Annotated in this window: 30 protein-coding genes; 12 read left to right on the forward strand and 18 right to left on the reverse strand. The window is 62.7% G+C overall.

The window, feature by feature from the left end; all coding sequences use genetic code 11:
- Positions 1-17: 17 nt before the first annotated feature.
- A complete protein-coding gene (locus NRG23_RS14365) occupies positions 18-977 on the reverse strand; it encodes a MerR family transcriptional regulator (RefSeq protein ID WP_009047025.1) in 960 nt (319 codons plus the stop codon).
- A 213-nt stretch (positions 978-1190) separates the two neighbouring features.
- Between NRG23_RS14365 and NRG23_RS14370 the strand changes: the two genes are divergently transcribed.
- From NRG23_RS14370 to NRG23_RS14395, 6 genes are all read left to right on the forward strand, one after another.
- Positions 1191-1763, forward strand: coding sequence for an antibiotic biosynthesis monooxygenase (locus NRG23_RS14370; protein WP_124301150.1), 573 nt, complete (start codon positions 1191-1193; stop codon positions 1761-1763).
- A 162-nt stretch (positions 1764-1925) separates the two neighbouring features.
- A complete protein-coding gene (folM, locus tag NRG23_RS14375) occupies positions 1926-2636 on the forward strand; it encodes a dihydromonapterin reductase (protein ID WP_028681671.1) in 711 nt (236 codons plus the stop codon).
- 21 nt (positions 2637-2657) lie between these two features.
- Positions 2658-3218 carry a GTP cyclohydrolase I FolE gene (gene folE / locus NRG23_RS14380; RefSeq protein ID WP_009047022.1) on the forward strand — a complete coding sequence of 187 codons (561 nt, stop codon included), beginning with the start codon at positions 2658-2660 and terminating at the stop codon, positions 3216-3218.
- A 2-nt stretch (positions 3219-3220) separates the two neighbouring features.
- Entirely contained in the window at positions 3221-3592 is a 372-nt protein-coding gene (folX, locus tag NRG23_RS14385; RefSeq protein WP_007929829.1) for a dihydroneopterin triphosphate 2'-epimerase, read from the forward strand.
- A gap of 37 nt (positions 3593-3629) precedes the next feature.
- Positions 3630-3926 (forward strand): DUF1244 domain-containing protein, encoded by a 297-nt coding sequence (locus NRG23_RS14390; RefSeq protein WP_009047021.1) that lies wholly within the window; start codon positions 3630-3632, stop codon positions 3924-3926.
- Positions 3919-4257, forward strand: a complete 339-nt coding sequence (locus NRG23_RS14395) for a HopJ type III effector protein (protein WP_009047020.1) — start codon at positions 3919-3921, stop codon at positions 4255-4257. Before NRG23_RS14390 ends, NRG23_RS14395 begins: the two co-directional genes overlap by 8 nt.
- Before the next feature lie 161 nt (positions 4258-4418).
- Here NRG23_RS14395 and trxB read toward each other — a convergent pair whose 3' ends face one another.
- Complete coding sequence (gene trxB / locus NRG23_RS14400; protein WP_124301148.1) at positions 4419-5381, reverse strand: thioredoxin-disulfide reductase; 963 nt, start codon at positions 5379-5381, stop codon at positions 4419-4421.
- Positions 5382-5692: 311 nt separating this feature from the next.
- Between trxB and cysZ the strand changes: the two genes are divergently transcribed.
- Together cysZ and NRG23_RS14410 are read left to right on the forward strand one after the other, a co-directional pair.
- Positions 5693-6448, forward strand: coding sequence for a sulfate transporter CysZ (gene cysZ / locus NRG23_RS14405; protein ID WP_009047018.1), 756 nt, complete (start codon positions 5693-5695; stop codon positions 6446-6448).
- Between the two features lie 40 nt (positions 6449-6488).
- Positions 6489-7688, forward strand: a complete 1200-nt coding sequence (locus NRG23_RS14410; RefSeq protein ID WP_124314749.1) for a glycosyltransferase family 1 protein — start codon at positions 6489-6491, stop codon at positions 7686-7688.
- Positions 7689-7795: 107 nt separating this feature from the next.
- Here NRG23_RS14410 and NRG23_RS14415 read toward each other — a convergent pair whose 3' ends face one another.
- The 3 genes from NRG23_RS14415 to NRG23_RS14425 form a co-directional block, all read right to left on the reverse strand.
- A complete protein-coding gene (locus NRG23_RS14415) occupies positions 7796-8899 on the reverse strand; it encodes an NADH:flavin oxidoreductase (protein WP_038630618.1) in 1104 nt (367 codons plus the stop codon).
- A gap of 207 nt (positions 8900-9106) precedes the next feature.
- On the reverse strand, positions 9107-9589 hold the full coding sequence (locus tag NRG23_RS14420) for a glutathione peroxidase (protein ID WP_009047015.1): 483 nt from the start codon (positions 9587-9589) through the stop codon (positions 9107-9109).
- 135 nt (positions 9590-9724) lie between these two features.
- Entirely contained in the window at positions 9725-10210 is a 486-nt protein-coding gene (locus NRG23_RS14425; RefSeq protein WP_007929845.1) for a peptidylprolyl isomerase, read from the reverse strand.
- On the opposite strand from NRG23_RS14425, the gene NRG23_RS14430 reads away from it, so the two are divergent.
- The 3 genes from NRG23_RS14430 to NRG23_RS14440 all read left to right on the forward strand — a co-directional run bounded on the left by NRG23_RS14430 (position 10179) and on the right by NRG23_RS14440 (position 13585).
- The gene (locus NRG23_RS14430; RefSeq protein ID WP_016701719.1) at positions 10179-10517 is read left to right on the forward strand and encodes a DUF3565 domain-containing protein; all 339 of its coding nucleotides are present in this window, start codon (positions 10179-10181) and stop codon (positions 10515-10517) included. The two genes, NRG23_RS14425 and NRG23_RS14430, sit on opposite strands and share 32 nt — an antisense overlap.
- Before the next feature lie 62 nt (positions 10518-10579).
- Positions 10580-12679 carry a phosphate acetyltransferase gene (gene pta, locus NRG23_RS14435; RefSeq protein ID WP_101281821.1) on the forward strand — a complete coding sequence of 700 codons (2100 nt, stop codon included), beginning with the start codon at positions 10580-10582 and terminating at the stop codon, positions 12677-12679.
- Positions 12680-13585 carry an acyltransferase gene (locus tag NRG23_RS14440; RefSeq protein WP_016701711.1) on the forward strand — a complete coding sequence of 302 codons (906 nt, stop codon included), beginning with the start codon at positions 12680-12682 and terminating at the stop codon, positions 13583-13585.
- Positions 13586-13748: 163 nt separating this feature from the next.
- On the opposite strand, the gene cysN is transcribed toward NRG23_RS14440, so the two are convergent.
- The 3 genes from cysN to NRG23_RS14455 all read right to left on the reverse strand — a co-directional run bounded on the left by cysN (position 13749) and on the right by NRG23_RS14455 (position 17562).
- A complete protein-coding gene (cysN, locus tag NRG23_RS14445; protein ID WP_009047011.1) occupies positions 13749-15647 on the reverse strand; it encodes a sulfate adenylyltransferase subunit CysN in 1899 nt (632 codons plus the stop codon).
- 12 nt (positions 15648-15659) lie between these two features.
- Complete coding sequence (gene cysD, locus NRG23_RS14450) at positions 15660-16577, reverse strand: sulfate adenylyltransferase subunit CysD (protein ID WP_007929849.1); 918 nt, start codon at positions 16575-16577, stop codon at positions 15660-15662.
- 226 nt (positions 16578-16803) lie between these two features.
- A complete protein-coding gene (locus tag NRG23_RS14455) occupies positions 16804-17562 on the reverse strand; it encodes a Nif3-like dinuclear metal center hexameric protein (protein ID WP_009047010.1) in 759 nt (252 codons plus the stop codon).
- Positions 17563-17664: 102 nt separating this feature from the next.
- Here NRG23_RS14455 and algW point away from each other — a divergent pair, with 102 nt between their 5' ends.
- Positions 17665-18819 carry a Do family serine endopeptidase AlgW gene (algW, locus tag NRG23_RS14460; RefSeq protein ID WP_025806436.1) on the forward strand — a complete coding sequence of 385 codons (1155 nt, stop codon included), beginning with the start codon at positions 17665-17667 and terminating at the stop codon, positions 18817-18819.
- A gap of 53 nt (positions 18820-18872) precedes the next feature.
- On the opposite strand, the gene hisC is transcribed toward algW, so the two are convergent.
- The 10 genes from hisC to NRG23_RS14510 form a co-directional block, all read right to left on the reverse strand.
- A complete protein-coding gene (gene hisC, locus NRG23_RS14465; protein WP_009047009.1) occupies positions 18873-19925 on the reverse strand; it encodes a histidinol-phosphate transaminase in 1053 nt (350 codons plus the stop codon).
- Positions 19926-19927: 2 nt separating this feature from the next.
- Entirely contained in the window at positions 19928-21256 is a 1329-nt protein-coding gene (gene hisD, locus NRG23_RS14470; protein WP_038630615.1) for a histidinol dehydrogenase, read from the reverse strand.
- 123 nt (positions 21257-21379) lie between these two features.
- Complete coding sequence (gene hisG, locus NRG23_RS14475; RefSeq protein WP_007929858.1) at positions 21380-22015, reverse strand: ATP phosphoribosyltransferase; 636 nt, start codon at positions 22013-22015, stop codon at positions 21380-21382.
- A gap of 127 nt (positions 22016-22142) precedes the next feature.
- Positions 22143-23408, reverse strand: coding sequence for a UDP-N-acetylglucosamine 1-carboxyvinyltransferase (gene murA / locus NRG23_RS14480; RefSeq protein WP_007929859.1), 1266 nt, complete (start codon positions 23406-23408; stop codon positions 22143-22145).
- Positions 23409-23430: 22 nt separating this feature from the next.
- The gene (locus NRG23_RS14485) at positions 23431-23682 is read right to left on the reverse strand and encodes a BolA family protein (RefSeq protein ID WP_007929860.1); all 252 of its coding nucleotides are present in this window, start codon (positions 23680-23682) and stop codon (positions 23431-23433) included.
- Between the two features lie 115 nt (positions 23683-23797).
- A complete protein-coding gene (locus NRG23_RS14490; protein ID WP_124301144.1) occupies positions 23798-24103 on the reverse strand; it encodes a lipid asymmetry maintenance protein MlaB in 306 nt (101 codons plus the stop codon).
- Positions 24100-24753 carry a phospholipid-binding protein MlaC gene (locus tag NRG23_RS14495; RefSeq protein ID WP_009047006.1) on the reverse strand — a complete coding sequence of 218 codons (654 nt, stop codon included), beginning with the start codon at positions 24751-24753 and terminating at the stop codon, positions 24100-24102. The genes NRG23_RS14490 and NRG23_RS14495 overlap by 4 nt, the downstream gene beginning before the upstream one ends.
- A 10-nt stretch (positions 24754-24763) precedes the next feature.
- Positions 24764-25231, reverse strand: coding sequence for an outer membrane lipid asymmetry maintenance protein MlaD (mlaD, locus tag NRG23_RS14500; RefSeq protein WP_007929863.1), 468 nt, complete (start codon positions 25229-25231; stop codon positions 24764-24766).
- The gene (gene mlaE, locus NRG23_RS14505; RefSeq protein WP_009047005.1) at positions 25231-26028 is read right to left on the reverse strand and encodes a lipid asymmetry maintenance ABC transporter permease subunit MlaE; all 798 of its coding nucleotides are present in this window, start codon (positions 26026-26028) and stop codon (positions 25231-25233) included. The genes mlaD and mlaE overlap by 1 nt, the downstream gene beginning before the upstream one ends.
- Positions 26028-26837 (reverse strand): ATP-binding cassette domain-containing protein, encoded by an 810-nt coding sequence (locus tag NRG23_RS14510; protein WP_009042197.1) that lies wholly within the window; start codon positions 26835-26837, stop codon positions 26028-26030. The genes mlaE and NRG23_RS14510 overlap by 1 nt, the downstream gene beginning before the upstream one ends.
- Positions 26838-26935 lie beyond the last annotated feature (98 nt).

A 26935-nucleotide genomic window follows, 5' to 3' on the forward strand; every position in this document is an offset into this window, starting at 1 on the left:
TCTGCCTGGGTATGAACTCAGGTATCGAGCGTGCCGCTGAGAAACTGCCGCAGGCGCTGCATCATCAAACGTCCGTCACTCCCCAGGCAGCCCACCGGCGAAGCGCTCAGGCTGTCCTGGGCCAACTCGGCGACATCTCCCGCCAGCATCAGCGGACACTCCAGGGTCAGCGCCAGGCGGTTCAAGCGTCGAGGCAGCTCTGGCGCCGGGGCGTGATTGGAAAACAGCACCAGTGCCTGGGGTTTGATCTTCTCGCAGACCAGGGTCAGCTCATCGAACGGCTGCCCCAGCGCCAGCACCCGCACTTCCACTTCAGCACTGCCAAGCATCAGCGCCGCCACCAGCAACTCCAGCTCCCGGCATTGCCCGGCAAGCGCCGCCAGCAGCACCGGGCGCGGCTGGCTGCCGCGCTGCAACAGCAGGCGCTGGGAGATCCGCGAACGCAGGAATTGATCGAAGAACAGCCATTCGCTGGTGTGGCCGTAAGGTTCCTGGTGCTGCGCCAGCTGCCGCCAGAACGGCATGAGAATGTCCTGGAACACCACCGACAGCGAATAGCTGGAGAAGATCTGGCCGTACAGCCGCTCCAGGTACGGCTCGTCGAATTCGCCAACCGCCCGCTTGAGCTGCCCCTGCCACTGCAGGTAATCGCCCGATTCGCTGTCGCCCGGCATGGCCTGTGGCGCCTCGCGGGCGGCCCGGGTCTTGGCGAGGATCTTGCCGACCTTGCTGACCGCGACACCACGATCGATCCAGCCGAGGATCTCGCGGACGGTCTCGACATCGTGCATCGAATACAGACGATGCCCACTTTCGGTGCGTGTCGGCTGGATCAAGCCATAACGACGCTCCCAGGCCCGCAGGGTCACCGGGTTGATCCCCGTGAGCCGTGAAACTTCCCGGATCGGAAACAGATCGTCCTGCGAGGGCTGGTCGAGGGGCTGTGTCGGGCGGGCAAGTTCAGTAATGACGGGCATCTGGGCAGAAAACACCGATGGATAAAGTGACGGCCATTCTACTCCCCATCGGTGACAGTTCTTCAACACAGGGCAAAGCGACCGCTGCCTCTGGTGTATTTGTCACAATCAGGAATAATCCTTGCTTGCTTCCAAGACGCAGCCCAATACCCCGCAGCTGCGTCCGGCGTACTGCCTTACCCAGGCAACGCATTGGTTTTACGGAGATACATAATGTCTACCTCACCCGTCACCCTGATGGTCGCCCGGCGTGTCGCCGATGGCCGTTACCAGGACCTGATCGCCTGGCTGCGCGAAGGCGAACAATTGGCCACCGACTTCCCCGGTTATCTCGGCTCCGGCGTGCTCGCCCCGCCGCCCGACGATGACGAATTCCAGATCATCTTCCGCTTCGCCGACGAGCAGACCCTGCACGTCTGGGAACACTCCGCCTCGCGCACGGCCTGGCTGGCCCGCGGCAGCGACCTGTTCGCCCATCCCCATGAACAGCGGGTCAGCGGCATAGACGGCTGGTTCGGCGCGGCCGGCCAGCGTCCACCCCGCTGGAAGCAGGCGGTGGCCATCTGGCTGGCCTTCTTCCCGGTGTCGCTGATCTTCAACTTCATCCTCAACCCGCTGCTGGGTGAACTCAGCCTGGTGCCGCGGGTGCTCGTCAGCACCCTGGCCCTGACGCCGCTGATGGTCTACTGGTTCATTCCGCTGTCCACCCGCCTGTTGTCCGGGTGGTTGAACAGCACGCCGGCCCGTCCGCTGCCGACAACCCCTTCCCCACAGAGCCACCTGTAGCAGCCGACTCGCCGGCGATGAGCGATAACGCGGTCTGCCAGACAGACCGCGGCGCCATCATCGCGGGCAAGTCGAATCGCCGTCCGCTCGCTCCTGCAGCGGCTTGGGCGAACCCCGCCCGGCGCTGGTATAGTTTTGCTCTACCTGCGACGCGAGCCGTTCATGACTACTTCCCCTGCCCCGATCCTGATCACCGGCGCCGGCCAGCGTGTCGGCCTGCATTGCGCGTTGCGCCTGCTGGAAGACGGTCATCGGGTGATCATCAGCTACCGCACCGAGCGCCCGGGCGTGCAGGCCTTGCGCGAGCGTGGCGCGATGGCCCTGTTCGCCGACTTCTCCAGCGAAGCCGGGATCCAGGCCTTCATCAGCCAATTGCACGAGCACACCGACAGCCTGCGGGCGATCGTGCACAACGCCTCGCAATGGCTGGAGGAAACACCTGGCCAGGAAAGCGCGGCCTTCGTCGACATGTTCAGCGTGCACATGCTCGCGCCCTACCTGATCAATCTGCATTGCGCCGACCTGCTGCGACGCGCAAGCCCCGCCGACATCGTGCACATCGGCGACGACGTCACCCGCCGCGGCAGCAGCAAGCACATCGCCTATTGCGCCACCAAGGCCGGCCTCGACAGCCTGACCCTGTCCTTCGCGGCGAAATATGCCCCGACGATCAAGGTCAACGGCATCGCCCCGGCTCTGTTAATGTTCAATCCCGACGACGACGCGGCCTACCGCGCCAAGGCCCTGGCCAAGTCCGCCCTGGGCATCGAGCCCGGTTGCGAAGTGATCTACCAGAGCCTGCGTTATCTGCTCGACAACCCTTATGTCACCGGCACTACCCTGACCGTCAACGGCGGGCGGCACCTCAAGTAAGGCTTCCCGCGAGGACGTTACATGACGCTTTCCCTGCCCCAGCATTACCGCGAGATCCTCAAGGATCTCGGCGAAGACCCCGAGCGCGAAGGTCTGCTCGACACCCCGCAACGCGCGGCCAAGGCCATGCAGTACCTGTGTCATGGCTACAGCCAGTCGGTGGACGAGGTGGTCAATGGCGCGCTGTTCGCCTCCGACAACGATGAAATGGTCATAGTCGCCGACATCGAGCTCTATTCGCTGTGCGAACATCACCTGCTGCCCTTCATCGGCAAGGCCCATGTGGCTTATATTCCCACCGGCAAGGTGCTGGGCCTGTCGAAGATCGCCCGGATCGTCGACATGTTCGCCCGCCGCCTGCAGATCCAGGAAAACCTCACGCGGGAAATCGCCGACGCGGTGCAGCGGGTGACCCAGGCCGCCGGCGTCGCGGTGGTCATCGAAGCCCAGCACATGTGCATGATGATGCGCGGCGTCGAGAAGCAGAACTCGACCATGCACACCTCGGTGATGCTCGGCGTCTTTCGCGAGTCGAGCACCACGCGCCAGGAATTCCTGCAATTGATCGGACGGAGCAAGTAGCAATGCCACAACTTCAGCCAGGAATGGCTCGCATCCGGGTCAAGGACCTGTGCCTGCGGACCTTCATCGGAATCAACGAGGACGAGATCCTCAACAAGCAGGATGTGCTGATCAACCTGACCATCCTGTATGCCGCGCAGGAAGCCGTGCGCGACAACGACATCGACCATGCGCTGAACTACCGCACCATCACCAAGGCGATCATCGCCCACGTGGAGGGCAACCGCTTTGCCCTGCTCGAGCGCCTGACCCAGGAGATCCTCGATCTGATCATGGCCAACGAATCGGTGCTGTACGCCGAGGTCGAGGTCGACAAACCCCACGCCCTGCGTTTCGCCGAGTCGGTGTCGATCACCCTCGCGGCCAGCCGCTGATATCATCCGCGCCACATTTGATCGCACAGAGCCGAACATGACCGAGCAACAACGCCTGGAACTCGAAGCCGCCGCCTTCCGCCGCCTGGTCGCGCACCTGGACAGCCGCAAGGACGTGCAGAACATCGACCTGATGAACCTCGCCGGCTTCTGCCGCAACTGCCTGTCCAAGTGGTACAAGGCCGAGGCCGACGAGCGCCAGATCGAGGTCAGCCTCGATGACGCCCGTGAAGTGGTGTATGGCATGCCCTACGCCGAGTGGAAGACTCTCTACCAGAAAGAAGCCAGCGCCGAGCAGCAAGCGGCGTTCGCCAAAGGAAAACCCCATGACTGACCTGAACACCCTGCGCGCCAGCCTCAAGAGCGGCGAGCACGTCTTCGCCGACACCCTGGCCTTTATCGCCGCTGGCTACGACTACCAGCCACAGGCCTTCGACAACGGCGGCGTGGAGAACGCCGCCGGGCAGAACGAAGGTTCGTGCAAGACCCTGGGCCTGGCCCTGCTGGAAGGCTTGAGCGACGAAGAAGCGCTGCTGGCGTTCGGCGAGCATTACCGCTCGGTGCTGGCCACCCCTGAAGGCAGCGACCACGGCAATATCCGCGCGCTGATCGCCCATGGCCTGGCGGGTGTGAAGTTCGCGCAGCAGCCACTCAAGCGCCGCTGATCTCTGTAGGAGCGAGGCTTGCCCGCGATGATCACCATGCGGTCTATCTGAAGCACCGCGTTGTCTGGATCGCGGGCAAGTCGGATCGCCGCCCGCTCGCTCCTATAGAAGCAACAGATACAAAAAAACCGGCCTGGGCCGGTTTTTTCATTTCAACGGTCTCAGAACGAAGCGTTCTGCAGGCCGTCCAGGTAGCGCTCGGTGTCCAGCGCAGCCATGCAGCCGGCGCCGGCCGAGGTGATGGCCTGGCGGTACACGTGGTCGGCCACGTCACCGGCGGCGAAGATGCCTTCGATGCTGGTCGCGGTGGCGTTGCCTTCACGGCCGCCCTGCACCACCAAGTAGCCATCCTTGAGTTCCAGCTGGCCTTCGAACAGCGAAGTGTTCGGGGTGTGGCCGATGGCGATGAACACGCCGTCGACCTTGATCTCGTCGAAGCTGCCGTCGTTGTTCTTCAGGCGCGCACCGGTGACACCCATGTTGTCGCCCAGCACTTCGTCCAGGTTGGCGTTCAGCTTGAGCTCGATCTTGCCTTCGGCAACCCGGGCATTGAGCTTGTCGATCAGGATCTTCTCGGCGCGGAAGATATCGCGACGGTGGATCAGGGTGACCTTGCTGGCGATGTTGGCCAGGTACAGGGCTTCTTCGACAGCGGTGTTACCGCCACCGACCACGGCCACTGGCTTGTTGCGATAGAAGAAGCCGTCGCAGGTCGCGCAAGCCGACACGCCTTTGCCCATGAAGGCTTCTTCCGAAGGCAGGCCCAGGTAACGGGCGCTGGCGCCGGTGGCGATGATCAGGGCGTCGCAGGTGTAGGTCGCGCTGTCGCCGGTCAGGGTGTAAGGCTTGGCGGCGAAGTCCACGGCATTGATGTGATCGAAGACGATTTCGGTTTCGAAACGCTCGGCGTGTTCACGCATGCGCTCCATCAGCGCCGGGCCGGTCAGGCCGTGGACGTCGCCCGGCCAGTTGTCGACTTCGGTGGTGGTGGTCAGCTGACCGCCGGCCTGCATGCCGGTAATCAACAGCGGCTTCAGGTTGGCGCGGGCAGCATAGACCGCGGCGCTGTAACCGGCAGGGCCGGAACCGAGAATAATCACACGCGAATGACGTACATCAGACATGACTCACTCCTATCGACCGGCCCGGATCACTGGCGCGGAACGCCGGATTGCCGGCTGGAATAAAAAAGGACAGCGAAAGCACTTGGGGAAGGCTTCAGGTTCGCCCGTCCGAAAATAATGGGTGCAGCGTATAGAGGGGGCGAAGATTAAGGAAATACGGTTTAACAATCCAGCTCATAGGAGGTCTCTATCCGGTATCGGTGTATTTACCGGCGCCTTTGTTACAGTTGATGTCGACCTTGCGACCGCGCTTTCGCCGGTGGGGCAAAGCCGGTAAGGTCGGCGCGTTTTCCCCTTGCACGGAGCTCCCTATGCCCGCCCCCGTTCTGTCCGGCCCGCAATACCTGCGCGAAGGCCTCAAGCTGGTGCTCAGCCCCGGCCTGCGTCTGTTCGTCCTTTTGCCCCTGGCCATCAACCTGGTGCTGTTCGTCGGATTGATCTATTTCGCTGGCCACCAGTTCAGCCTGTGGGTCGACACCCTGATGCCTTCTTTGCCGGACTGGCTGAGCTTTCTCAGCTACATCCTCTGGCCGCTGTTCGTGGTGCTGGTGCTGCTGATGGTGTTTTTCACCTTCACCATGCTGGCCAACGTGATCGCCGCGCCCTTCAACGGTTTTCTCGCGGAGAAAGTCGAAGTGGTGGTCCGCGGCACCGACAATTTCCCGCCCTTCAGCTGGGCCGAACTGCTGGCCATGATCCCGCGCACCCTGGCCCGGGAAATGCGCAAGCTGGGCTACTTCCTGCCGCGGGCCATCGGCCTGTTCATCCTGTCCTTCATTCCGGTGGTGAACCTGGTGGCCGCGCCGCTGTGGCTGCTGTTCGGCGTGTGGATGATGGCGATCCAGTACATCGACTACCCGGCGGACAACCACAAGCTGGGCTGGAACGAGATGCTCGCCTGGCTGCGGGAAAAGCGCTGGCAGAGCATGAGCTTTGGCGGGATCGTCTACCTGGTGCTGCTGATCCCGGTGGTCAACATCCTGATGATGCCGGCGGCGGTGGCCGGGGCGACGCTGTTCTGGGTGCGTGAGCGCGGCGCGGAAAACCTGGTGGTCCAGCAACGCTGAGCAGGTCATAAATCCATCATCGCAACGTCACAATGACGACATGGCCTCGGCTGACACTGAGGTCATGACGACAGCTCTGCATATCACTCTGATCACCGAAACCTTCCCACCGGAAATCAATGGCGTGGCCAATACCCTTGGCCGCTTGTGCGATGGATTGCGCGCCCGTGGACACCAGGTGGAACTGATCCGCCCGCGCCAGGGCAGCGATCAGAGCCGGGTCAGCGACGACGGTCTGCTGCTGTGCCGTGGCTGGCCGCTGCCAGGCTATCCGGGGCTGCAATGGGGCCAGTCGTCGATGCACAAGTTGTTGCGGCGCTGGAAACGCCATCGCCCGGATGTGCTGTACATCGCCACCGAAGGCCCGCTGGGCCTGTCCGCGCTACGAGCGGCGCGGCGCCTGGGGATTTCCGTGGTCAGCGGTTTCCACACCAACTTCCAGCAGTACTCCAGCCAGTACGGCCTGGGTTTGCTGACGCGCCTGCTGACCCACTACCTGCGCTGGTTCCACAACCGCTCCAAGCTGACCCTGGTGCCCAGCGCCAGCCAACGCCTGGAACTGGAGCGGCGTAACTTCGAACGCCTGGCACTGCTGTCCCGCGGGGTCGACAGCCAACTGTTCCACCCAGCCAAACGCCTCAACAAGCTGCGCGAAAGCTGGGGCCTGGGCAGCGACGATATCGCGGTGATCCATGTCGGCCGCCTGGCGCCGGAGAAGAACCTGGGCCTGCTCAAGCGCTGCTTCGCCCAGCTGCAGGAGACTTATCCACAGCAGTCCATGAAGTTGATCGTGGTGGGCGATGGCCCGCAACGCGCGGTGCTGCAGAAGGAGTTGCCGGACGCAGTGTTTTGCGGCTCGCAGCGCGGTGAAATACTGGCCAGTCACTATGCCTCGGGGGATCTGTTTCTGTTCCCGAGCCTGACCGAAACCTTCGGCAACGTGGTGCTCGAGGCCCTGGCCTCGGGGCTGGCCGTAGTGGCTTACGACCAGGCCGCGGCGGCCCAGCATATTCGCCATGGCTACAACGGCGTGCTGGCAATGCCCGGGGACGAATCTGCGTTCTGTGATGCGGCCAGTTGGCTGCTGGAGGAGCGCGAGACCTTGCGCCGGGTACGCCTCAATGCCCGCCAGCACGCCAGCCGTCAGGGCTGGGCGGCGATCATCGAACAGTTTGAAACCCAGCTGCGGGGCGTCTGTACGGAAGAAGTGCTGGTGCCTGAGGGGCGGTTGTTGCCCTAGATTAAAAAGCATCGCGGGCAAGCCTCGCTCCTACAGAATCACCGTTCGTACAGGAGCGAGCGGGAGGCGATCCGACTTGCCCGCGATAGCCTTTCCAGGCGCTGCGCTCAGACCAGCGTCATCAACGCCTCACGGCTGAACGGCAGGATGTCCTGCTCGCGGCCGTCACGCACCTTCTGCGCCCAGTCCGGGTCCACCAGCAATGCGCGCCCTACCGCCACCAGATCGAACTCATCATTGTTCAGGCGCTCCAGGAGCTTTTCCAGGCTTGCCGGCTGCGCCACCTTGTCGGTGTTGACCATGAACTGCAGGAACTCGCCGTCGAGGCCGACGCTGCCCACGGTGATGGTCGGCTTGCCGGTGAGCTGGCGGGTCCAGCCGGCCAGGTTCAGCTCGGATCCTTCGAACTCCGGCTCCCAGAAACGCCGGGTGGAGCAGTGGAAGATATCCACACCGGCCTCCGCCAGCGGCTTGAGGAACTCACCCAGGGCCTCGGGGGTTTGTACCAGGCGGGCGCTGTAGTCCTGCTGCTTCCATTGCGAGAAGCGGAAGATGATCGGGAAGCCAGGGCCCACCGCGGCGCGCACGGCCTGGATCAGTTCGATGGCAAACCGCGAGCGCTGGGCCAGGTCGCCACCGTATTCGTCAGTGCGCTGGTTGCTGCCGTCCCAGAAGAACTGGTCGATCAGGTAGCCGTGGGCGCCATGGATCTCCACGCCGTCCATGCCGATGCTCTGGGCATCCTTGGCGGCCTGGGCGAAGGCGGCGATCACTTCACGGATATCGTCCTGGGTCATGCCGTGGACCACCACCTGGCCGTCCTTGAGTTTTTCCGACGGGCCGTAACCCGGCACGCTGGCATCCGGCTCGGTGCCCAGGCGGCGCACGTTGCCCACATGCCACAGCTGCGGAACGATCTTGCCGCCTTCGGCATGCACCGCGTCCACCACCTTCTTCCAGCCGGCCAGGGCCGCTTCGCCATAAAAGCGCGGCACGTTCGGATAACCGTTGGAGGCCTTGTGCCCGACCGTGGTGCCTTCGGTGATGATCAGGCCGACCCCGGCCGCGGCGCGACGACGGTAGTACTCGATGACTTTCGAGTTCGGCACGCCACCCGGGGAAAACGAACGAGTCATCGGCGCCATCACCACACGGCTCGACAGCTCCAGGGCACCCAGCTGAAAGGGTTTGAACAAGGCTTGAACGGGCATGCTGTACTCCAGGGCTGAGGGTCTGAATCGCGGGAAGCGGCAGGTCGGGCGGGTGCGCCGACGGCCTTATGATGGCGATAATATTCCGTGTCCCAAGCAACGCCCAGCACTATTGACCGGGGTGATTAAGGTGCCAAAGCGCAGAGAAGCGAGGGATGCGCGAACGCGCGGTAAAACCGGCCGGGCAGCGGGGCCCGGCGTGCAGATTCAGCTCAAGGCTTTTTCGATGGCCTGGACCACGGTCGGATCATCGGGTGCGGTACGTGGGGAGAAACGCGCCAGGACGCGACCGTCCTTGCCCAGCAGGAACTTCTCGAAGTTCCAGGTGATGTCGCCCGGGAATTCCGCCCCTTCGCCCGCCAGCAGACGGTACAACTGATGGCGCTCCGGACCGTTGACTTCCAGCTTGCTGCTCAACGGAAAGGTCACCCCGTAGTTGAGGCTGCAGAACTCCTGGATCTCCTGCTCGGAGCCCGGCTCCTGCCCGGCGAACTGATTGCACGGCAGGCCCAGCACGCTGAACCCCTGGCCTTTGTATTGCTGGTAGAGGTTCTCCAGCGCCGCGTATTGTGGTGTCAGACCACACTTGGAGGCGACGTTGACCACCAGCACGACGTGCCCCTTGAAAGGCGCGAGCGGTAGCTCCTGACCATCCAGGGCTTTCAATTTAAGGTCGTGAAAAGCACTCATGACGAACTCCAAATTCCCGTGTTCTTACAAAAAACAGCCACTCGACAGTACCGCCTGTTGTCCGGCGATAAAAGCCGCCGACTAAAAAGGCGCCCTCGGGCGCCTCTCCAGTCAGATTTGAGCTTAGCGCAGAAATCAGTGGTGATGGCCACCTTCGCCATGGACGTGACCATGGGCGATTTCTTCCTGGCTGGCGTCACGGATGTCGACAACCTTGACCTTGAAGTTCAGGCGCTGGCCGGCCAGCGGGTGGTTGCCGTCGACGGTCACGTCGTCGCCGTCCAGGTCGCGGATGGTGACGATCTGCATCTGGCCGTCCGGAGCGGAAGCGTGGAACTGCATGCCCACTTCCAGTTCGTCGACGCCTTCGAACATGCTGCGGCTCAGGGTGCTGACCAGTTCGGCGGCGTATTCGCCGTAGGCATCTTCCGGCTCAACGGCAACGCTCAGCTCGTCGCCGACGTTCTTGCCTTCCAGGGCCTTTTCCAGGCCTGGAATGATGTTTCCTGCGCCATGCAGGTAGACCAGCGGGGCGCCGCCGGCAGAGCTGTCGATGACCTCACCAGCGTCGTTGGTGAGGGTATAGTCGATGGAGACAGCCTTATTGGCGGCGATCAGCATGGGGCGAGACCTTTTGCATAAGAATGAAGAACGTCCAAGTTTAGCGAAGCAATCGCCCGAAAGCGAACGGAACCCGGACAAACGGAACGCGGCGCCAGGCTCGACGATCGTCGGCTTTCATCAGGATGAAGACGGCCACTGGGTCGTCGAGCTGTCCTGTGGCCATACCCAGCACCTGCGCCACCAGCCGCCCTGGCAATCGCGGGCCTGGATCCTGGATCCGCACAAACGCCTGGAAAAAATAGGCCAGCCCTTTGCCTGCGGTTGGTGCGCACAAGGCTCGGTTAGCGCTAACCTTGGCGCCTGAATTTCCGGTAGAGCAGTACACATAAGCGACTCACCGTTGCCATGCACCCTTCGAGAATCCGCATGCAAACTTTTTTTATCGCACCCACCGATTTTGGCGTGGGTCTGACCTCCATCAGCCTCGGGCTGGTGCGTACCCTGGAACGGGCCGGCCTCAAGGTCGGCTTCTTCAAACCCATTGCCCAGCCGCACCCAGGCGATACCGGCCCTGAGCGCTCGACCGAGCTGGTGGCCCGCACCCACGGTCTGAAACCGCCGCAGCCGCTGGGCCTGGCCCATGTCGAACGAATGCTCGGCGACGGCCAGTTGGACGAGTTGCTGGAAGAAATCATCACCCTGTACCAGCAGGCGGCCGTCGGCAAGGACGTGCTGGTGGTCGAAGGCATGGTGCCGACCCGTAGCGCCAGCTATGCCGCACGGGTCAACCTGCACCTGGCGAAAAGCCTGGATGCCGAGGTGATCCTGGTGTCGGCCCCGGAAAACGAAGTGCTCACCGAGCTGTCCGGCCGCGTGGAGTTGCAAGCGCAGTTGTTCGGCGGCCCGCGCGACCCGAAAGTGCTGGGGGTGATCCTCAACAAGGTGCATACCGACGAAAGCATGGAGGCCTTTTCCGCCCGTCTGAAAGAGCACTCGCCCCTGCTGCGCAGCGGCGACTTCCGCCTGCTCGGCTGCATCCCCTTCCAGCCGGAACTGAACGCACCGCGCACCCGCGACGTCGCCGACCTGATGGGCGCCCAGGTGCTCAACGCCGGCGACTACGAAAGCCGGCGCATGACCAAGATCATCATCTGCGCGCGCACCATGCGTAACACCGTGGAACTGCTCAAGCCCGGCGTGCTGGTGGTGACGCCCGGCGACCGCGACGACATCATCCTCGCCGTGAGCCTGGCGGCGATCAACGGCGTGCCCCTGGCCGGGTTGCTGCTGACCAGCGACACCCTGCCCGACCCGCGGATCATGGACCTGTGCCGTGGCGCCTTGAATGCCGGCCTGCCGGTGCTGTCGGTGAGCACCGGTTCCTACGAGACCGCCAACCAGCTGAACAGCCTGAACAAGGAAATCCCCATCGATGACCGCGAGCGCGCGGAGATCATTACCGACTTCGTCGCCAGCCACCTGGACGCCAAGTGGCTGCACCAGCGTTGCGGCACGCCGCGGGAAATGCGCCTGTCGCCGGCGGTGTTCCGCTACCAGTTGATCCAGCGCGCCCAGGAAGCCAACAAGCGCATTGTCCTGCCCGAAGGCAGCGAGCCGCTGACCGTGCAAGCCGCGGCGATCTGCCAGGCGCGCGGCATCGCCCGCTGCGTGCTGCTGGCCAAGCCGGCAGATGTCGAGGCTGTCGCCCGGGCCCAGGGTATCGAGTTGCCGCCTGGCCTGGAAGTCATCGACCCGGACCAGATTCGCGAACGCTACGTCGAGCCGATGGTGGCGCTGCGCAAGAGCAAGAGCCTCAACGCGCCGATGGCCGAACAGCAACTGGAAGACCCGGTGGTGATCGGCACCATGATGCTGGCCCTGGACGAAGTCGATGGCCTGGTCTCCGGCCTGATCCACTCCACCGCCAATACCATCCGCCCGGCCCTGCAACTGATCAAGACCGCGCCGGGCTGCACCCTGGTGTCGTCGGTGTTTTTCATGCTGTTCCCCGAGCAGGTGCTGGTCTACGGCGACTGCGTGATGAACCCGCACCCGAGCGCCAGCGAACTGGCCGAGATCGCCCTGCAAAGCGCCGACTCGGCGGCCGCGTTCGGCATCACCCCGCGGGTGGCGATGATCAGTTACTCCAGCGGCGAGTCGGCCAGCGGTGAAGAAGTGGAGAAAGTCCGCGAAGCCACCCTGCTGGCCCATGAAGCCCAGAACTCGCTGCTGATCGACGGCCCGTTGCAATACGACGCCGCGGCCAACGAAGCCGTGGCCCAGCAACTGGCACCCAACAGCCAGGTCGCCGGCAAGGCCACGGTGTTCGTGTTCCCCGACCTGAACACCGGCAACACCACCCACAAGGCCGTGCAGCGCAGCGCCGACTGCGTCAGCCTCGGGCCGATGCTGCAAGGCCTGCGCAAGCCGGTGAACGACCTGCCCCGTGGCGCCCAGGTCGACGACATCGTCTACACCATTGCCCTGACTGCGATTCAAGCCGCCAACCGACCTCTGGATGTGTAAATGCTGGATTTTCTACCTGCACCGCTGCGAGGCGTGATCGCCTCGCTGTTGTTGGCACTCAACACCATCGTCTGCTGTACACCGTTGTTCGTGGTGGCGATCTTCAAGTTGCTGCTGCCTTTCCCGGCGGCCCAGCGCTTCACCGACTGGCTGATGAGCCACATCCATGAAGCCTGGATCAGCAACAACAAGGCCTGGATGAACCTGTTCGGGCACACCCGCTGGCACCTCAGCGGGCTCGACGGCCTGGACTACCGGCACTCGTACCTGATCACCAGCAACCACCAGAGCTGGGTCGACATCATGGTCCTGCAGTACGTGCTCAACCGGCGTATCCGCCCGCTGAAGTTCTTCCTCAAGCAGGAACTGATCTGGGTCCCGGTGATTGGCCTGGCCTGGTGGGCCCTGGGCTTCCCGTTCATGAAGCGCTACTCCAAGGCCTACCTGGAAAAACACCCGGAGAAAAAGGGCAAGGACCTGGAGACCACCCGCAAGACCTGCGCGAAGTTCCGCGACAACCCGGTGGGCATCTTCAACTTCGTCGAAGGCACACGCTTCACCAAGGCCAAGCATGCGCAACAGGCCTCGCCGTTCCGCCACCTGCTCAAGCCCAAGGCCGGCGGCATTGCCTTCGTGCTGGACGCCATGGGCGAGCAACTGGAGTCCATCGTCAACGTCACCATCCACTACCCGGCGGGCCAGCCGGGTTACTGGGACCTGTTGTGCGGCAAGGTCAATGAAGTGGTGGTGCATTTCGAGGAGCTGCCGATTCCACCGCAGTTCATCGGCAAGAACTACGACCAGGATGGCGTGTACCGCCTAGAGTTCCAGGGCTGGATCAACCAGCTGTGGCAGAACAAGGATGCGCTGCTGGAGCAGATGCATCGGGAGTATCCGGGGAAGTAATGAAGCGCCTGTAAGGGCCTCATCGCGGGCAAGCCTCGCTCCTACAGAAGCGAGCGTGTTGCTCCTGTGTAGGAGCGAGGCTTGCCCGCGATAGCCTTCTCAAGGCCACAAAAAAGCCCGCCGTCGATCACTCGACGGCGGGCTTTTTATTGGACGCTAAGGCTTAGATCGCGCCGCGCTTGCGCAGCAGTTCCAGCACTTGCTTGACGCCTTCTTCCAGCGACACGGACTGGGTGTCGATCACCAGATCGGCATCCAGCGGCACGTCGTACGGGAAGGACTCGCCCGGGATGTTATCCCCACCCGCGGCGTACAGGCCCTGCGGATCACGCTCGGCGCAGACCGCCGGCGAAGCCTGGACGTAGACCGTCAGCAGACGCTCCTTGCCGATCAGCTCCCTGGCCTGTTCACGACCTTCCGCACTCGGTGCGACGAATGCCGCCAGGGTCAGCAGGCCGGCTTCGTTGAACTGACGCGCCACGTGCGCGGCACGCCGCCAGTTCTCGGTGCGCCCGGCGCGATCCTGGGGCAGGCCCTTGTTCAGGTCGTGACGCAGGTTCTGGCCGTCGAGGACGAACACCGCACGACCCATGTCGAACAGCTTGCGCTCGACCGCATAGGCCAGGGTGCTCTTGCCGGCGCCGGACAGGCCGCTGAACAGCACGGTGGCCGGTTGCTGGCCGAAGCGCTGGGCGCGCTCCTCGGTGGCGACATGGGCCAGCTTGCCATGGTGCGTGGCGCTGCCATGCACCACAGGCTGGGCGACGATCATGCCGGCGCCGACGGTGCCGTTGGTCAAGCGGTCGATGACGATGAAGGCACCGGTGGTGCGGTTGCTGTCGTAACCGTCGAGGGCGATCGGCGCATCGAGGGCGATCTTGACCTTGCCGATCTCGTTCAGCTGCAGAGCGCTGGCCGGACCTTCTTCAAGGGTGTTCACGTCGACTCTGTTGACGATGCTGGCGATGGAGCCCGGCACGTAACTGGTGGCGCGCTTGATGTCGTATTTCTTGCCCGGCAGCATCGGCTCTTCGGCCATCCATACCAGCATGGCTTCGAAGCTGTCGGTCACCGGCGGTACGTTGTCGGCATGCACCAGCAGGTCGCCACGGGAGATGTCGATCTCGTCTTCCATGGTCAGGGTCACGGCCTGGCCCGGGCCGGCATGCTCCAGCTCGCCTTCGAAGGTGACGATGGATTTCACCCGGCTGCTCTTGCCCGACGGCAGCACCACGACTTCGTCGCCCTTGTGCACGATGCCGCTGGCCAGGGTCCCGGCGAAACCACGGAAGTTCAGGTTCGGACGGTTGACGTACTGCACCGGGAAACGCAGGTCGGTGAAGTTGCGATCGCCCGCCACTTCCACGGTCTCGAGGATTTCCATCAGCGACTGGCCGGTGTACCACGGCGAGCGCTCGGACTTGTTCACCACGTTGTCGCCCTTGAGGGCCGACATCGGCACGAAGTGCAGGCTGGTGGGCTTCATCTTCAAGCCTTCGGCGAACTTCAGGTAGTCGGCCTTGATCGACTCGAACACGCCCTGGTCGAAGTCCTTGAGGTCCATCTTGTTGATGGCCACGACTATGTGCTTGATGCCCAGCAGGGAGGCGATGAAGCTGTGGCGACGGGTCTGGGTCTGCACGCCGTAGCGGGCATCCACCAGGATGATCGCCAGGTCACAGGTGGAAGCACCGGTGGCCATGTTGCGGGTGTACTGCTCATGGCCGGGGGTGTCGGCGATGATGAATTTGCGCTTGGCGGTGGAGAAATAGCGGTAGGCGACATCGATGGTGATGCCCTGCTCACGCTCGGCCTGCAGGCCGTCGACCAGCAACGCCAGGTCGATGTCGTCACCGGTGGTGCCGACTTTTTTCGAGTCGCGGGTAATGGCTTCCAGATGGTCTTCGTAGATCATCTTCGAGTCGTGCAGCAGGCGCCCGATCAGGGTGCTCTTGCCGTCGTCGACGTTACCGCAAGTCAGGAAGCGCAGCAGTTCTTTGCGTTCGTGCTGGGCCAGGTAGGCGAGGATGTCCTCGCTGATCAATTCGGATTGATGCGACATGTTAGACCCTACTTAGAAATAGCCCTGACGTTTCTTGTCTTCCATGGAACCGGCGCCATCGTGATCGATGACCCGGCCCTGGCGCTCGGAAGTTCGCGTCAGGAGCATTTCCTGAATGATGTCCGTCAGGCTTTCGGCCTCGGACTCCACCGCGCCCGTCAACGGGTAGCAGCCAAGGGTACGGAAACGCACCTTCTTCTTGACGATGCGGGCCTTCTCCTCGTCGGAGAGGTGCTCGAGGATGCGCTCGTCGTCGATCATGATCAGGGTGCCGTTCTTCTCGATCACTTCGCGCTCGGCGGCGAAGTACAGCGGCACGATCGGGATGCCTTCGAGGTAGATGTATTGCCAGATGTCCAGCTCGGTCCAGTTCGACAGCGGGAAGACGCGGATCGACTCGCCCTTGTTGACCTTGCCGTTGTAGACGTTCCACAGCTCGGGGCGCTGGTTCTTCGGGTCCCAGCGATGCTTGCTGTCGCGGAACGAGTACACGCGCTCCTTGGCGCGGGACTTCTCTTCGTCACGCCGGGCACCGCCGAACGCCGCATCGAAACCGTACTTGTCCAGCGCCTGCTTGAGGCCCTCGGTTTTCATGATGTCGGTGTGCTTGGCACTGCCGTGGGTGAAGGGGTTGATGCCCTGCGCAACGCCTTCCGGGTTGACGTGGGTGATCAGTTCCAGGCCCAGCTCCTCGACCATGCGATCGCGGAACTTGTACATCTCCTGGAATTTCCACTGGGTGTCGACGTGCATCACCGGAAACGGCAGCTTGCCCGGGAAGAACGCCTTGCGCGCCAGGTGCAGCATCACGGCGGAGTCTTTACCGATGGAGTACAGCATCACCGGGTTGTCGAACTCGGCGGCCACCTCGCGGATGATGTGGATGCTTTCCGCCTCCAGCTGTTTCAGATGCGTCAGTTTGTCGACCATGGCTACTCACGAAAGCTTTCTTATGGACGGCCTGCGGGCCGTGTTCGAGCGGGGCATGCTAGCACAGCGACCTCTTCTAATCAGGACGCCAGCTAGATCGAAACGGTATATGAATATACCCGCCTGTTTGCTGTGTTTACGCCTCTCTGTAGCCGCTGTCGCAGGCGTGCTCTGAAGGCCCTGGGGGCTTTGTTGCAGCCTGCGGCAGCGGCTACAGGACAAGGCTTTATATAGGGTTCGGGCAGTCGATGAACAAGTGCTCGAGGGCGAAGCGGCGGGCCAGGTAATCCCCCAGCGCCTGCACGCCGTAACGCTCGGTGGCGTGGTGACCGGCGGCGATAAAACTGATGTCGTTTTCCCGGGCGCTGTGGAAGGTCTGCTCCGAGGCCTCGCCGCTCAGGTACAGATCGACGCCGGCCAGCACCGCCTGGTCGATGTAGCCCTGGCCGCCGCCGGTGCACCAGCCGACACGCCGGATCATCTTGCTGCCTTCGACCACCAGCGGCTCGCGCCCCATCACCTCCTGGACCTTGCGCGCGAAGTCCCGCGCGGTCATGGGCTCGGCAAGGGAACCGACCAGCCCGACGATCTTCAGGTTGTCCGGGTCCAGCGGACCTTCCACAGTAATATCCAGTTGCCGCGCCAGTTGCACGTTGTTGCCGACGTCCGGGTGCAGGTCCAGCGGCAGGTGATAAGCCAGCAGGCTGATATCGTGCTTGAGCAGGGTTTTCAGCCGACGCTGCTTCATGCCGGTGATGCAGGGGTTCTCGCCTTTCCAGAAATAGCCGTGATGCACCAGCACCAGATCGGCATTGGCCTCCACCGCGGCATCGAGCAATGCCTGGCTGGCCGTGACGCCGCTGACGATGCGCAGCACCTGTGGACGACCTTCGACCTGCAGGCCATTGGGGCAGTAATCGGCAATTCGCGAACTGCCCAGGTAGCGGTCCGCCTCCTCTACCAGAGTGCTCAGGGCAACGGCCATAAAAGACTCCTAAATATCCCGTTCAGAGGCGCGCGCGGCCTCGTATAATGCGCGACATTATGGGCCGTCCCGGGCGGCCTGCAACCTCTCAGGACTTGCTCAATGCTCAAGGCTCTGCGTTTTTTTGGCTGGCCGCTGTTGGCCGGCGTGCTTATCGCGTTGCTGATAATTCAGCGTTACCCGCAATGGGTCGGCCTGCCCAGCCTGGACGTCAACCTGCAGCAAGCCCCGCAAACCAAGGCGCTTCGACAAGGCCCGGTGTCCTATGCCGATGCCGTGGCAATCGCCGCGCCGGCGGTGGTCAACCTGTACACCACCAAGGTCATCAACAAACCGGCGCACCCGTTGTTCGAGGACCCGCAGTTCCGCCGTTTCTTCGGCGACAACCTGCCCAAGCAGCAGCGCATGGAGTCGAGCCTGGGTTCCGGAGTGATCATGAGCCCCGAAGGTTATCTGCTGACCAACAACCACGTGACCTCCGGCGCCGAGCAGATTGTGGTGGCGCTCAAGGACGGTCGTGAAACCCTGGCCCACGTAATCGGCAGCGACCCGGAAACCGACCTGGCGGTCCTCAAGATCGACCTGAAGAACCTGCCCTCGATCACCGTCGGGCGCTCCGACAGCATCCGCATCGGTGACGTGACCCTGGCCATCGGCAACCCGTTCGGGGTCGGCCAGACCGTGACCATGGGCATCATCAGCGCCACCGGACGCAATCAGCTGGGCCTGAACAACTACGAAGACTTCATCCAGACCGACGCGGCGATCAACCCGGGCAACTCCGGCGGCGCGCTGGTGGATGCCAACGGCAACCTGACCGGGATCAACACGGCGATCTTCTCCAAGTCCGGCGGCTCCCAGGGCATTGGCTTCGCCATCCCGATCAAGCTGGCCATGGAGGTGATGAAGTCGATCATCGAGCACGGCCAGGTGATTCGTGGCTGGCTGGGCATCGAGGTGCAGCCGCTGACCCAGGAACTGGCCGAATCGTTCGGCTTGTCCGGGCGTCCGGGCATCGTGGTGGCGGGGATTTTCCGCGACGGTCCGGCGCAAAAGGCCGGCATGCAGTTGGGTGACGTGATTCTCAGCATCGATGGCGAACCGGCCGGCGATGGCCGTCGCTCGATGAACCAGGTGGCGCGGATCAAACCCAGCGACAAGGTCAGCATCCAGGTGATGCGCAACGGCAAGGAGCTCAAGCTCACCGCCGAAATCGGCCTGCGCCCGCCACCGGCGCCGGTCAAGGAAAAAGAGTAAAAGCATCGCCAGCCAGCTCGCTCCAACAGGAGAGAGCTGGCTGGCGATAGGGCTTACAGCTCGCCCAGGCCGTCGATCAGGGCCTGGTTCTGCTCCGGCGTGCCGATACTGATCCGCAGGAACTGGGCAATCCGCTCCTGCTTGAAGTGCCGGACAATCACCCCCTGCTCCCGCAGCTTGGCCGCCAGGCCCGCCGCATCGTGTTGCGGATGACGGGCGAAAATGAAGTTGGCGGCCGACGGCAGCACTTCAAAGCCCTTGGCACGCAACTGCGCCACCACCTGCTCGCGGCTATCGATCACCAGCTGGCAGGTCTTGGCGAAGTACTCGCGATCCTCGAATGCCGCCGCGGCGCCGACGATCGCCAGGCGATCCAGCGGGTAGGAGTTGAAGCTGTTCTTGATCCGCTCCAGCGCTTCGATCAGGTCCGGGTGCCCCACCGCCAGGCCGACCCGCAGGCCCGCCAGCGAACGGGACTTGGACAGGGTCTGGGTCACCAGCAGGTTCGGGTAACGGTCCACCAGGCTGATGGCGGTTTCACCGCCGAAGTCGATGTACGCCTCGTCCACCACCACGACCGAATCCGGGCTGGCCTTGAGGATCTGCTCGACGGCCTCCAGGGCCAGCAGGCAGCCGGTCGGCGCGTTCGGGTTGGGGAAGATGATCCCGCCGTTCGGCCTGGCGTAATCGGCTGGGCGGATCTGGAACTGCTCGTCCAGCGGCACCGCGTCGAAGTCGATGCCATACAGGCCGCAATACACTGGATAGAAGCTGTAGCTGATGTCCGGGAACAGCAGCGGCTGGTCGTGCTGCAACAAGCCGTGGAAGATGTGCGCCAGCACTTCGTCGGAACCGTTGCCGAGGAACACCTGGTTGCTCTGTACCCCGTAATACCGGGCCACCGCCTGCTTGAGCAGGTCGCTGTTGGGGTCGGGGTACAGGCGCAGGTTATCGTTCAGTTCACCCTGCATCGCGGCCAGCGCCTTGGGCGAAGGGCCGTAAGGGTTTTCGTTGGTGTTGAGCTTGACCAGCTTGGTCAGCTTCGGCTGTTCGCCCGGCACATAGGGCACCAAGCCCTTGACGAACGGACTCCAGAATTTACTCATGCTTATTGCCCCTGTTCCTGGTCAGCGATGATCCGGTATTCCGCACTGCGGGCGTGGGCGCTCAGCGACTCGCCACGGGCCAGCACCGAGGCGGTCTTGCCCAGTTCGGAAGCGCCCTGCTCCGAGCAGAAAATGATCGACGAACGTTTCTGGAAGTCATACACCCCCAGCGGCGAAGAGAAGCGCGCCGTGCCGGAAGTCGGCAACACGTGGTTCGGACCCGCGCAGTAGTCGCCCAGGGCCTCGGAGGTGTGACGACCCATGAAGATCGCACCGGCATGACGGATCTGCGGCAACCAGGCCTGCGGATCGGCGACGGACAGTTCGAGGTGCTCCGGAGCGATGCGGTTGGCCACGTCGATGGCCTGTTGCATGTCGCGCACCTGGATCAGGGCGCCACGGCCGTTGATCGAGGTATTGATGATTTCCGCGCGTTCCATGGTCGGCAGCAGCTTGGCGATGCTGGCGGCGACCTGATCGAGGAACGCCGCGTCCGGGCTGACCAGGATCGCCTGGGCGTCTTCGTCGTGCTCGGCCTGGGAGAACAGGTCCATGGCGATCCAGTCCGGATCGGTCTGGCCGTCGCACACCACCAGGATCTCCGAAGGACCAGCGATCATGTCGATGCCGACCTGGCCGAATACGTGACGCTTGGCGGTGGCCACATAGATGTTGCCCGGGCCGACCACCTTGTCCACCTGCGGCACGCTCTCGGTGCCATAGGCCAGGGCGGCTACGGCCTGGGCGCCACCGATGGTGAACACCCGGTCGACGCCAGCGATACAGGCCGCGGCCAGCACCAGTTCGTTAACCTCGCCGCGCGGGGTCGGCACCACCATCACCACTTCGGTGACGCCCGCCACTTTGGCCGGGATGGCATTCATCAACACCGAGGATGGATAAGACGCTTTGCCGCCCGGCACATACAGGCCGGCGCGATCCAGCGGCGTGACCTTCTGGCCCAGCACCGTGCCGTCGGCTTCGGTGTAGCTCCAGGAGTCCTGTTTCTGTTTTTCGTGGTAGCTGCGCACCCGCGCCGCGGCTTTTTCCAGGGCTTCGCGCTGGGCCACGGTGATCCGGGTCAGGGCCAGTTCCAGGCGCTCGCGCGGCAGGATCAGGTCGGCCATGGACGCCACTTGCAGGCCGTCGAAACGCTGGGTGAACTCCACCAGCGCCGCGTCGCCGCGCTCGCGCACCGCCTTGATGATGTCCAGCACCCGCTGATTGACCGAGTCGTCAGACACACTTTCCCAGCTCAGCAGATGATCCAGATGATGCGCGAAATCCGGGTCAGCAGCGTTGAGTCGGCGAATCGAAGTGGGAGCGGTCATAGCGAGGGCCTCATTGAATGGCTAATGCTCAGGCACCCTAAGCTACCAGTCCATTCGCGCGGGCACCTGAGAAAATTGGCTATGACACGGATAGACGGGCGCGGCTCGCGCCGCGCGAGTGAATCAACCGCGGTGTCGCGACTCCACTGCTTTGCGCAGGGTGTCGATCAGTGCCTGGATGCGGGCGTGCTGCATTTTCATGGAGGCCTTGTTGACCACCAGACGGGAACTGATCATGGAAATCAGCTCCTGGGGCTCCAGGCCGTTGGCCCGCAGGGTGTTGCCGGTGTCGACCACGTCGATGATCTTGTCGGCCAGACCGATCAGCGGCGCCAGCTCCATCGAGCCGTACAGCTTGATGATGTCGACCTGGCGACCCTGCTCGGCGTAGTAACGCTTGGCAACGTTGACGAACTTGGTGGCGACGCGCAGGCGGCCCTTGGGCTCGACCGCGCCGATGGCACCGGCGGTCATCAGCTTGCACTGGGCGATCTGCAGGTCCAGCGGCTCGTACAGGCCCTGGCCGCCGTATTCCATCAGCACATCTTTACCGGCGACGCCGAGGTCGGCGGCACCATGTTCGACATAGGTCGGCACGTCGGTGGCGCGCACGATCAGCAAGCGCACGTCGGCCTGGGTCGTGGGGATGATCAGCTTGCGGCTCTTGTCCGGATTCTCGGTGGGCACGATGCCGGCTTCAGCCAGAAGCGGCAGGGTGTCATCAAGGATGCGGCCCTTGGACAGTGCGATGGTCAACATGGGAAACGTAAGTCCTTATCAGGATACTCATGCCCGGTCGCAAACGGCGCCAGACACGCATCGAGCCTGAACACAGGCTCGACTTGGAACGAAACCTTGGGGCACGTCCCTGTGCCCATCACGCAAACTAGCCCGGTACGCGGCGGATCTTGGCGCCGAGCATCTGCAGCTTCTCTTCGATGCACTCGTAACCACGGTCGATGTGGTAGATGCGATCGATCAGGGTGTCGCCTTCGGCCATCAGGGCCGAGATCACCAGGCTGGCCGAAGCCCGCAGGTCGGTGGCCATGACAGGGGCACCCTTGAGGATTTCGGTGCCGGTGACGATGGCGGTGTTGCCTTCGACCTGGATCTTCGCGCCCATGCGGTGCAGTTCGTAGACGTGCATGAAGCGGTTTTCGAAGATGGTCTCGATCACTGCACCCGTGCCTTCGGCAATGGCGTTGAGCGAGATGAACTGGGCCTGCATGTCCGTCGGGAACGCCGGGTACGGCGCGGTGCGCACGTTGACCGCCTTCGGACGCTTGCCGTGCATGTTCAGCTCGATCCAGTCCTCGCCGGTGGTGACTTCGGCGCCGGATTCCTTGAGTTTCTCCAGGACGGCTTCGAGGATGGTCGGATCGGTGTCCTTGACTTTCACGCGACCGCCGGTCACGGCGGCGGCGACCAGGTAGGTGCCGGTTTCGATACGGTCAGGCATGACCTTGTAGGTCGCCGAGTGCAGGCGCTCGACACCGTCGATGGTGATGGTGTCGGTACCGGCGCCGGAAACCTTGGCGCCCATGGCGTTGAGGAAGTTCGCCAGGTCGACCACTTCAGGTTCACGGGCGGCGTTCTGCAGCACGCTGCGGCCTTTGGCCAGGGCAGCGGCCATCATGATGTTCTCGGTACCGGTCACACTCACGGTATCGAAGAAGAAGTGCGCACCGCGCAGGCCGCCTTCAGGCGCCTTGGCCTTGATGTAGCCGCCTTCGACGTCGATCACCGCACCCATGGCTTCGAGGCCACGGATGTGCAGGTCGACCGGACGCGAACCGATGGCGCAACCGCCAGGCAGCGCGACTTCGGCTTCGCCGAAACGGGCAACCATCGGGCCCAGCACCAGGATCGAGGCGCGCATGGTCTTGACCAGCTCGTACGGCGCGACCAGGGTCTTGATGGTGCGCGGGTCGATTTCGACGCTGAGCTTCTCGTCGATCACCGGCTCAATGCCCATGCGACCGAACAGCTCGATCATGGTGGTGATGTCGTGCAGGTGCGGCAGGTTGGCGACCGTGACCGGGCCATCGCACAGCAGGGTTGCAGCCAGAATCGGCAGGGCAGAGTTCTTTGCCCCGGAAATGCGGATCTCGCCATCAAGACGAACGCCGCCGGTAATAATCAATTTATCCATAAGAATCTCGACGCCCTTGGGCTCAGGTGCGCTCGGCCCAGGCCGCGCTGCTGAAAAATTTCATAGTGACCGCATGGATGCTGCCATCGGCGATCCACGGGTTCAAATGGGCATAGATGCTCTGCTGACGCTTGACCGGACTCAAGGCCACCAGTTCGTCACTGATCACGTTCAGCTGAAAGTTGCAGCCTTCGCCCTCAACTTCTACCTGAACGGATGAAAGAGTCTCGGACAGCTTTCCTTCAAGGAAGCTCTTCACTTCGTTGGCCTGCATGCTCAACCTCAATCGGCGCCCTGTGCGCGCGGGTCGGACATCATACAAAAAAGCCCCGCGCCTGCGAACCCCGCATAGCAGGACTCTGACGGGGGGCTTGCTTGTCGATGGGTTACTAAGGCTGCGCCAGCAGCTCGGTCAAACCGGAAACCTCGGCGATTTCGCGCATGTCGTCAGGCAACGCACGAATGCTGACGGCCTTGCCGGCTGCCGCGGCATCGCGCATGAAGGCCAGCAGCAACGACAAGCCGACGCTGCTGGACTTCTCCACCGCCGAACAGTCGAGCACCAGCGCCGCCGCGGTGCTCGAGCCGATCAGGGCCTGCCCCTGCTTGCGCAGGCCCGGGCCGGAGCGATAGTCCAGCACACCGCTGATCAGCAATTCGCCGGCTTCACCCAGACGGACGGCCGACTCACTCATTGCGTGACCTTCTCAGGCGAGTTTTCGGTCGCTTCCTTGGCCTTGGCCACTTCGCCGGCCCAGTTGTTGATGGTCTTGTCCAGGTCGTTGCCGTTGCGCTGCATGGCATCGGCGAACTGATCGCGGAACAGCTTGCCGATATTGATGCCGTTGATGATCACGTTGCGCAGCTTCCACTCGCCGTTGATCTTCTCCAGCGTGTACGACACAGGATAGATCGCGCCGTTACTGCCCTTGACCGTCATGCCGACGCTGGTACGGTCGCCCGACTCGTCCCTGGCAGGATCAACGACGATGCCCTGGTTGTTGTACTCCAGCAAGGCGTTGCCATAGAACTGGAACAGGCCCTTCTTGAAGTTTTCCTCAAAGGTGCGCATCTGTTCCGGCGTGGCTTTGCGCGAGTACTTGACCGTCATGATGCTCTTGGAAATACCTTCGGCATCCACGACCGGGCCCACGATGCTGTTCAGCGCCGCATAAAAGTCTTGCGGGTCCTGCTTGTACTTTTCTTTGTTGGCGGCCAGGTCGGCCAGCAGACGGTTGGTGGTGTCCTGTACCAGATCATGCGCGGAAGGCGCCGCCACGGCGTGAGCCATCAACGGCAATGCCGCCAGTAATACCAACAGGCTACGTCGCAAGGTAGAGATCATGAAAAAATCCTCATTTGGCGTCTTTGCTAACGGTATTGAGCAGGAATTTACCGATCAGGTCCTCAAGCACCAGTGAAGACTGGGTGTCGTGGATGGTCCCACCATCCTTGAGCAACGTGTCTTCGCCGCCGACGCTGATACCAATGTATTTCTCGCCGAGCAGCCCAGCGGTCAGGATAGATGCAGTCGAGTCGGTCGGCAGGTTATCTACGCGCTTTTCCAACTGCAGCGTGACCCGACCGGTGAAACTGTCGCGGTCCAGATCGATAGCCGTGACCTTGCCGATGGTCACACCGGCCATGGTCACCTTAGCTCTGACCGTCAAACCGGCGATATTGTCGAAATATGCGTAAAGTTTATAAGTATCGGTGCTCGAGGTCGGGGACAAGCCACTGACCCGCAAGGCAAGCAACAGCAAAGCCAGGATGCCAGCCAGCAGGAAAAGGCCGACACCGATTTCCAGGGTGCGGTTTTGCATCAGAAATCTCCAAACATCAAGGCGGTCAGAATAAAGTCCAGGCCGAGTACAGCCAACGAGGCGTACACAACGGTCTTGGTAGTGGCACGACTGATCCCCTCTGAAGTGGGCTCGCAGTCATAGCCTTGGAATACGGCGATCCAGGTCACGACAAAGGCGAAAACGATGCTCTTGATGATGCCGTTGAGCACGTCCTCATTGAACGTCACGCTGTTTTGCATGTTCGACCAGTAGGAACCTTCATAGACCCCCAGCCAGTCGACGGCCACCCACGAACCGCCCCAGATGCCCACCACGCTGAAGATAATCGCCAGCAACGGCAGGGAAATGAAACCGGCCCACAGACGTGGCGCGACAATGTATTTGAGCGGGTCGACACCGATCATCTCCAGGCTGGAGAGCTGTTCGGTGGCTTTCATGTTGCCGATTTCCGCGGTCAGCGCCGAGCCGGCCCGGCCCGCGAAGAGCAATGCCGTGACCACCGGCCCCAGTTCACGCAGCAGGGTCAGGGCGACCATCTGCCCCACCGCCTGCTCCGAACCGTAGCTGGACAGGATATTGAAGCCCTGCAGCGCCAGTACCATGCCGATGAATATCCCGGAGACCACGATGATCACCAGCGACATCACCCCCACCGAATGCAACTGCTTGACCAACAGGCCGAAGCTGCCGCCGATACTGCCGCGACCGAACAACACATGAAACAGCATCAGGCTCGAACGCCCGAGCACCGCGAGAACGTCAATGCCCGAGTGACCGAACAGACGAATTCGCTCCAATAAAGATACTTTGCGCATCAGCGCTTCCCCAGAAGATCTGCGCGGTAATCCGGCGCTGGAAAGTGAAAGGGTACCGGACCGTCGGGATCGCCTTTCATGAACTGGCGGATCCGCGGGTTATCGGAATCCATCAACTCGTCGGGCGTGCCCTGCCCCAGCACCTGGCCATCGCCCACCACATAGATGTAGTCGGCGATGCTCGCGGTTTCCGCCAGATCATGGGAAACCACGATACTGGTGATACCCAGCGCATCGTTGAGCAGACGGATCAGGCGCACCAGCACGCCCATGGCAATGGGGTCCTGGCCTACGAACGGCTCGTCGTACATGAGGATCTGCGGGTCCAGGGCGATGGCCCGGGCCAGGGCCACACGACGCTTCATGCCGCCGGACAGCTCGTCGGGCATCAGGTCGATGGCACCGCGCAACCCGACCGCCTGCAACTTGAGCAGGACGATATCGCGGATCATTTCATCCGGCAGCTGGGTATGAACGCGCAGCGGAAAGGCGACGTTCTCGAACACATCGAGATCGGTGAACAGCGCGCCGCTCTGGAACAGCACGCCCATCTGCTTGCGGGCGTCGAACAGATCGCCGCGCGACAATTTGGGCAGGTTCTGGCCGTTGACCCAGACTTCACCGCTGCTGGGACGCAATTGCGCGCCCATCAACCGCAGGAGCGTGGTCTTGCCGCAACCGGAAGGCCCCATGATGCCGGTGACCTTGCCCCGCGGAATACGGATATCGACATTATTGAAGATGCTGCGCGCACCGCGCTTGAAGGACAGTCCCTTCAGCTCGACCGCGTAGGCGTTATCGGCACTCATCTAAACTCCTTGCGATGCAGCCTCTCACTCGGACGCTTGGCTCCCTGCCGGGAGTACATGCACCCAGGGCAGACCGAACTGGCGGCGAACTATATCAC

Source organism: Pseudomonas sp. T8 (genome assembly GCF_024610635.1).
GTDB classification, from domain to species: Bacteria; Pseudomonadota; Gammaproteobacteria; order Pseudomonadales; family Pseudomonadaceae; genus Aquipseudomonas; species Aquipseudomonas chlororaphis_I.

Coding starts and splice junctions, on each gene's coding strand:
- NRG23_RS14365 (WP_009047025.1), bottom strand. CDS start 977: ATGCCCGTCATTACTGAACTTGCCCGCCCGACACAGCCCCTCGACCAG.
- NRG23_RS14370 (WP_124301150.1), top strand. CDS start 1,191: ATGTCTACCTCACCCGTCACCCTGATGGTCGCCCGGCGTGTCGCCGAT.
- folM (WP_028681671.1), top strand. CDS start 1,926: ATGACTACTTCCCCTGCCCCGATCCTGATCACCGGCGCCGGCCAGCGT.
- folE (WP_009047022.1), top strand. CDS start 2,658: ATGACGCTTTCCCTGCCCCAGCATTACCGCGAGATCCTCAAGGATCTC.
- folX (WP_007929829.1), top strand. CDS start 3,221: ATGCCACAACTTCAGCCAGGAATGGCTCGCATCCGGGTCAAGGACCTG.
- NRG23_RS14390 (WP_009047021.1), top strand. CDS start 3,630: ATGACCGAGCAACAACGCCTGGAACTCGAAGCCGCCGCCTTCCGCCGC.
- NRG23_RS14395 (WP_009047020.1), top strand. CDS start 3,919: ATGACTGACCTGAACACCCTGCGCGCCAGCCTCAAGAGCGGCGAGCAC.
- trxB (WP_124301148.1), bottom strand. CDS start 5,381: ATGTCTGATGTACGTCATTCGCGTGTGATTATTCTCGGTTCCGGCCCT.
- cysZ (WP_009047018.1), top strand. CDS start 5,693: ATGCCCGCCCCCGTTCTGTCCGGCCCGCAATACCTGCGCGAAGGCCTC.
- NRG23_RS14410 (WP_124314749.1), top strand. CDS start 6,489: ATGGCCTCGGCTGACACTGAGGTCATGACGACAGCTCTGCATATCACT.
- NRG23_RS14415 (WP_038630618.1), bottom strand. CDS start 8,899: ATGCCCGTTCAAGCCTTGTTCAAACCCTTTCAGCTGGGTGCCCTGGAG.
- NRG23_RS14420 (WP_009047015.1), bottom strand. CDS start 9,589: ATGAGTGCTTTTCACGACCTTAAATTGAAAGCCCTGGATGGTCAGGAG.
- NRG23_RS14430 (WP_016701719.1), top strand. CDS start 10,179: ATGGAGACAGCCTTATTGGCGGCGATCAGCATGGGGCGAGACCTTTTG.
- NRG23_RS14425 (WP_007929845.1), bottom strand. CDS start 10,210: ATGCTGATCGCCGCCAATAAGGCTGTCTCCATCGACTATACCCTCACC.
- pta (WP_101281821.1), top strand. CDS start 10,580: ATGCAAACTTTTTTTATCGCACCCACCGATTTTGGCGTGGGTCTGACC.
- NRG23_RS14440 (WP_016701711.1), top strand. CDS start 12,680: ATGCTGGATTTTCTACCTGCACCGCTGCGAGGCGTGATCGCCTCGCTG.
- cysN (WP_009047011.1), bottom strand. CDS start 15,647: ATGTCGCATCAATCCGAATTGATCAGCGAGGACATCCTCGCCTACCTG.
- cysD (WP_007929849.1), bottom strand. CDS start 16,577: ATGGTCGACAAACTGACGCATCTGAAACAGCTGGAGGCGGAAAGCATC.
- NRG23_RS14455 (WP_009047010.1), bottom strand. CDS start 17,562: ATGGCCGTTGCCCTGAGCACTCTGGTAGAGGAGGCGGACCGCTACCTG.
- algW (WP_025806436.1), top strand. CDS start 17,665: ATGCTCAAGGCTCTGCGTTTTTTTGGCTGGCCGCTGTTGGCCGGCGTG.
- hisC (WP_009047009.1), bottom strand. CDS start 19,925: ATGAGTAAATTCTGGAGTCCGTTCGTCAAGGGCTTGGTGCCCTATGTG.
- hisD (WP_038630615.1), bottom strand. CDS start 21,256: ATGACCGCTCCCACTTCGATTCGCCGACTCAACGCTGCTGACCCGGAT.
- hisG (WP_007929858.1), bottom strand. CDS start 22,015: ATGTTGACCATCGCACTGTCCAAGGGCCGCATCCTTGATGACACCCTG.
- murA (WP_007929859.1), bottom strand. CDS start 23,408: ATGGATAAATTGATTATTACCGGCGGCGTTCGTCTTGATGGCGAGATC.
- NRG23_RS14485 (WP_007929860.1), bottom strand. CDS start 23,682: ATGCAGGCCAACGAAGTGAAGAGCTTCCTTGAAGGAAAGCTGTCCGAG.
- NRG23_RS14490 (WP_124301144.1), bottom strand. CDS start 24,103: ATGAGTGAGTCGGCCGTCCGTCTGGGTGAAGCCGGCGAATTGCTGATC.
- NRG23_RS14495 (WP_009047006.1), bottom strand. CDS start 24,753: ATGATCTCTACCTTGCGACGTAGCCTGTTGGTATTACTGGCGGCATTG.
- mlaD (WP_007929863.1), bottom strand. CDS start 25,231: ATGCAAAACCGCACCCTGGAAATCGGTGTCGGCCTTTTCCTGCTGGCT.
- mlaE (WP_009047005.1), bottom strand. CDS start 26,028: ATGCGCAAAGTATCTTTATTGGAGCGAATTCGTCTGTTCGGTCACTCG.
- NRG23_RS14510 (WP_009042197.1), bottom strand. CDS start 26,837: ATGAGTGCCGATAACGCCTACGCGGTCGAGCTGAAGGGACTGTCCTTC.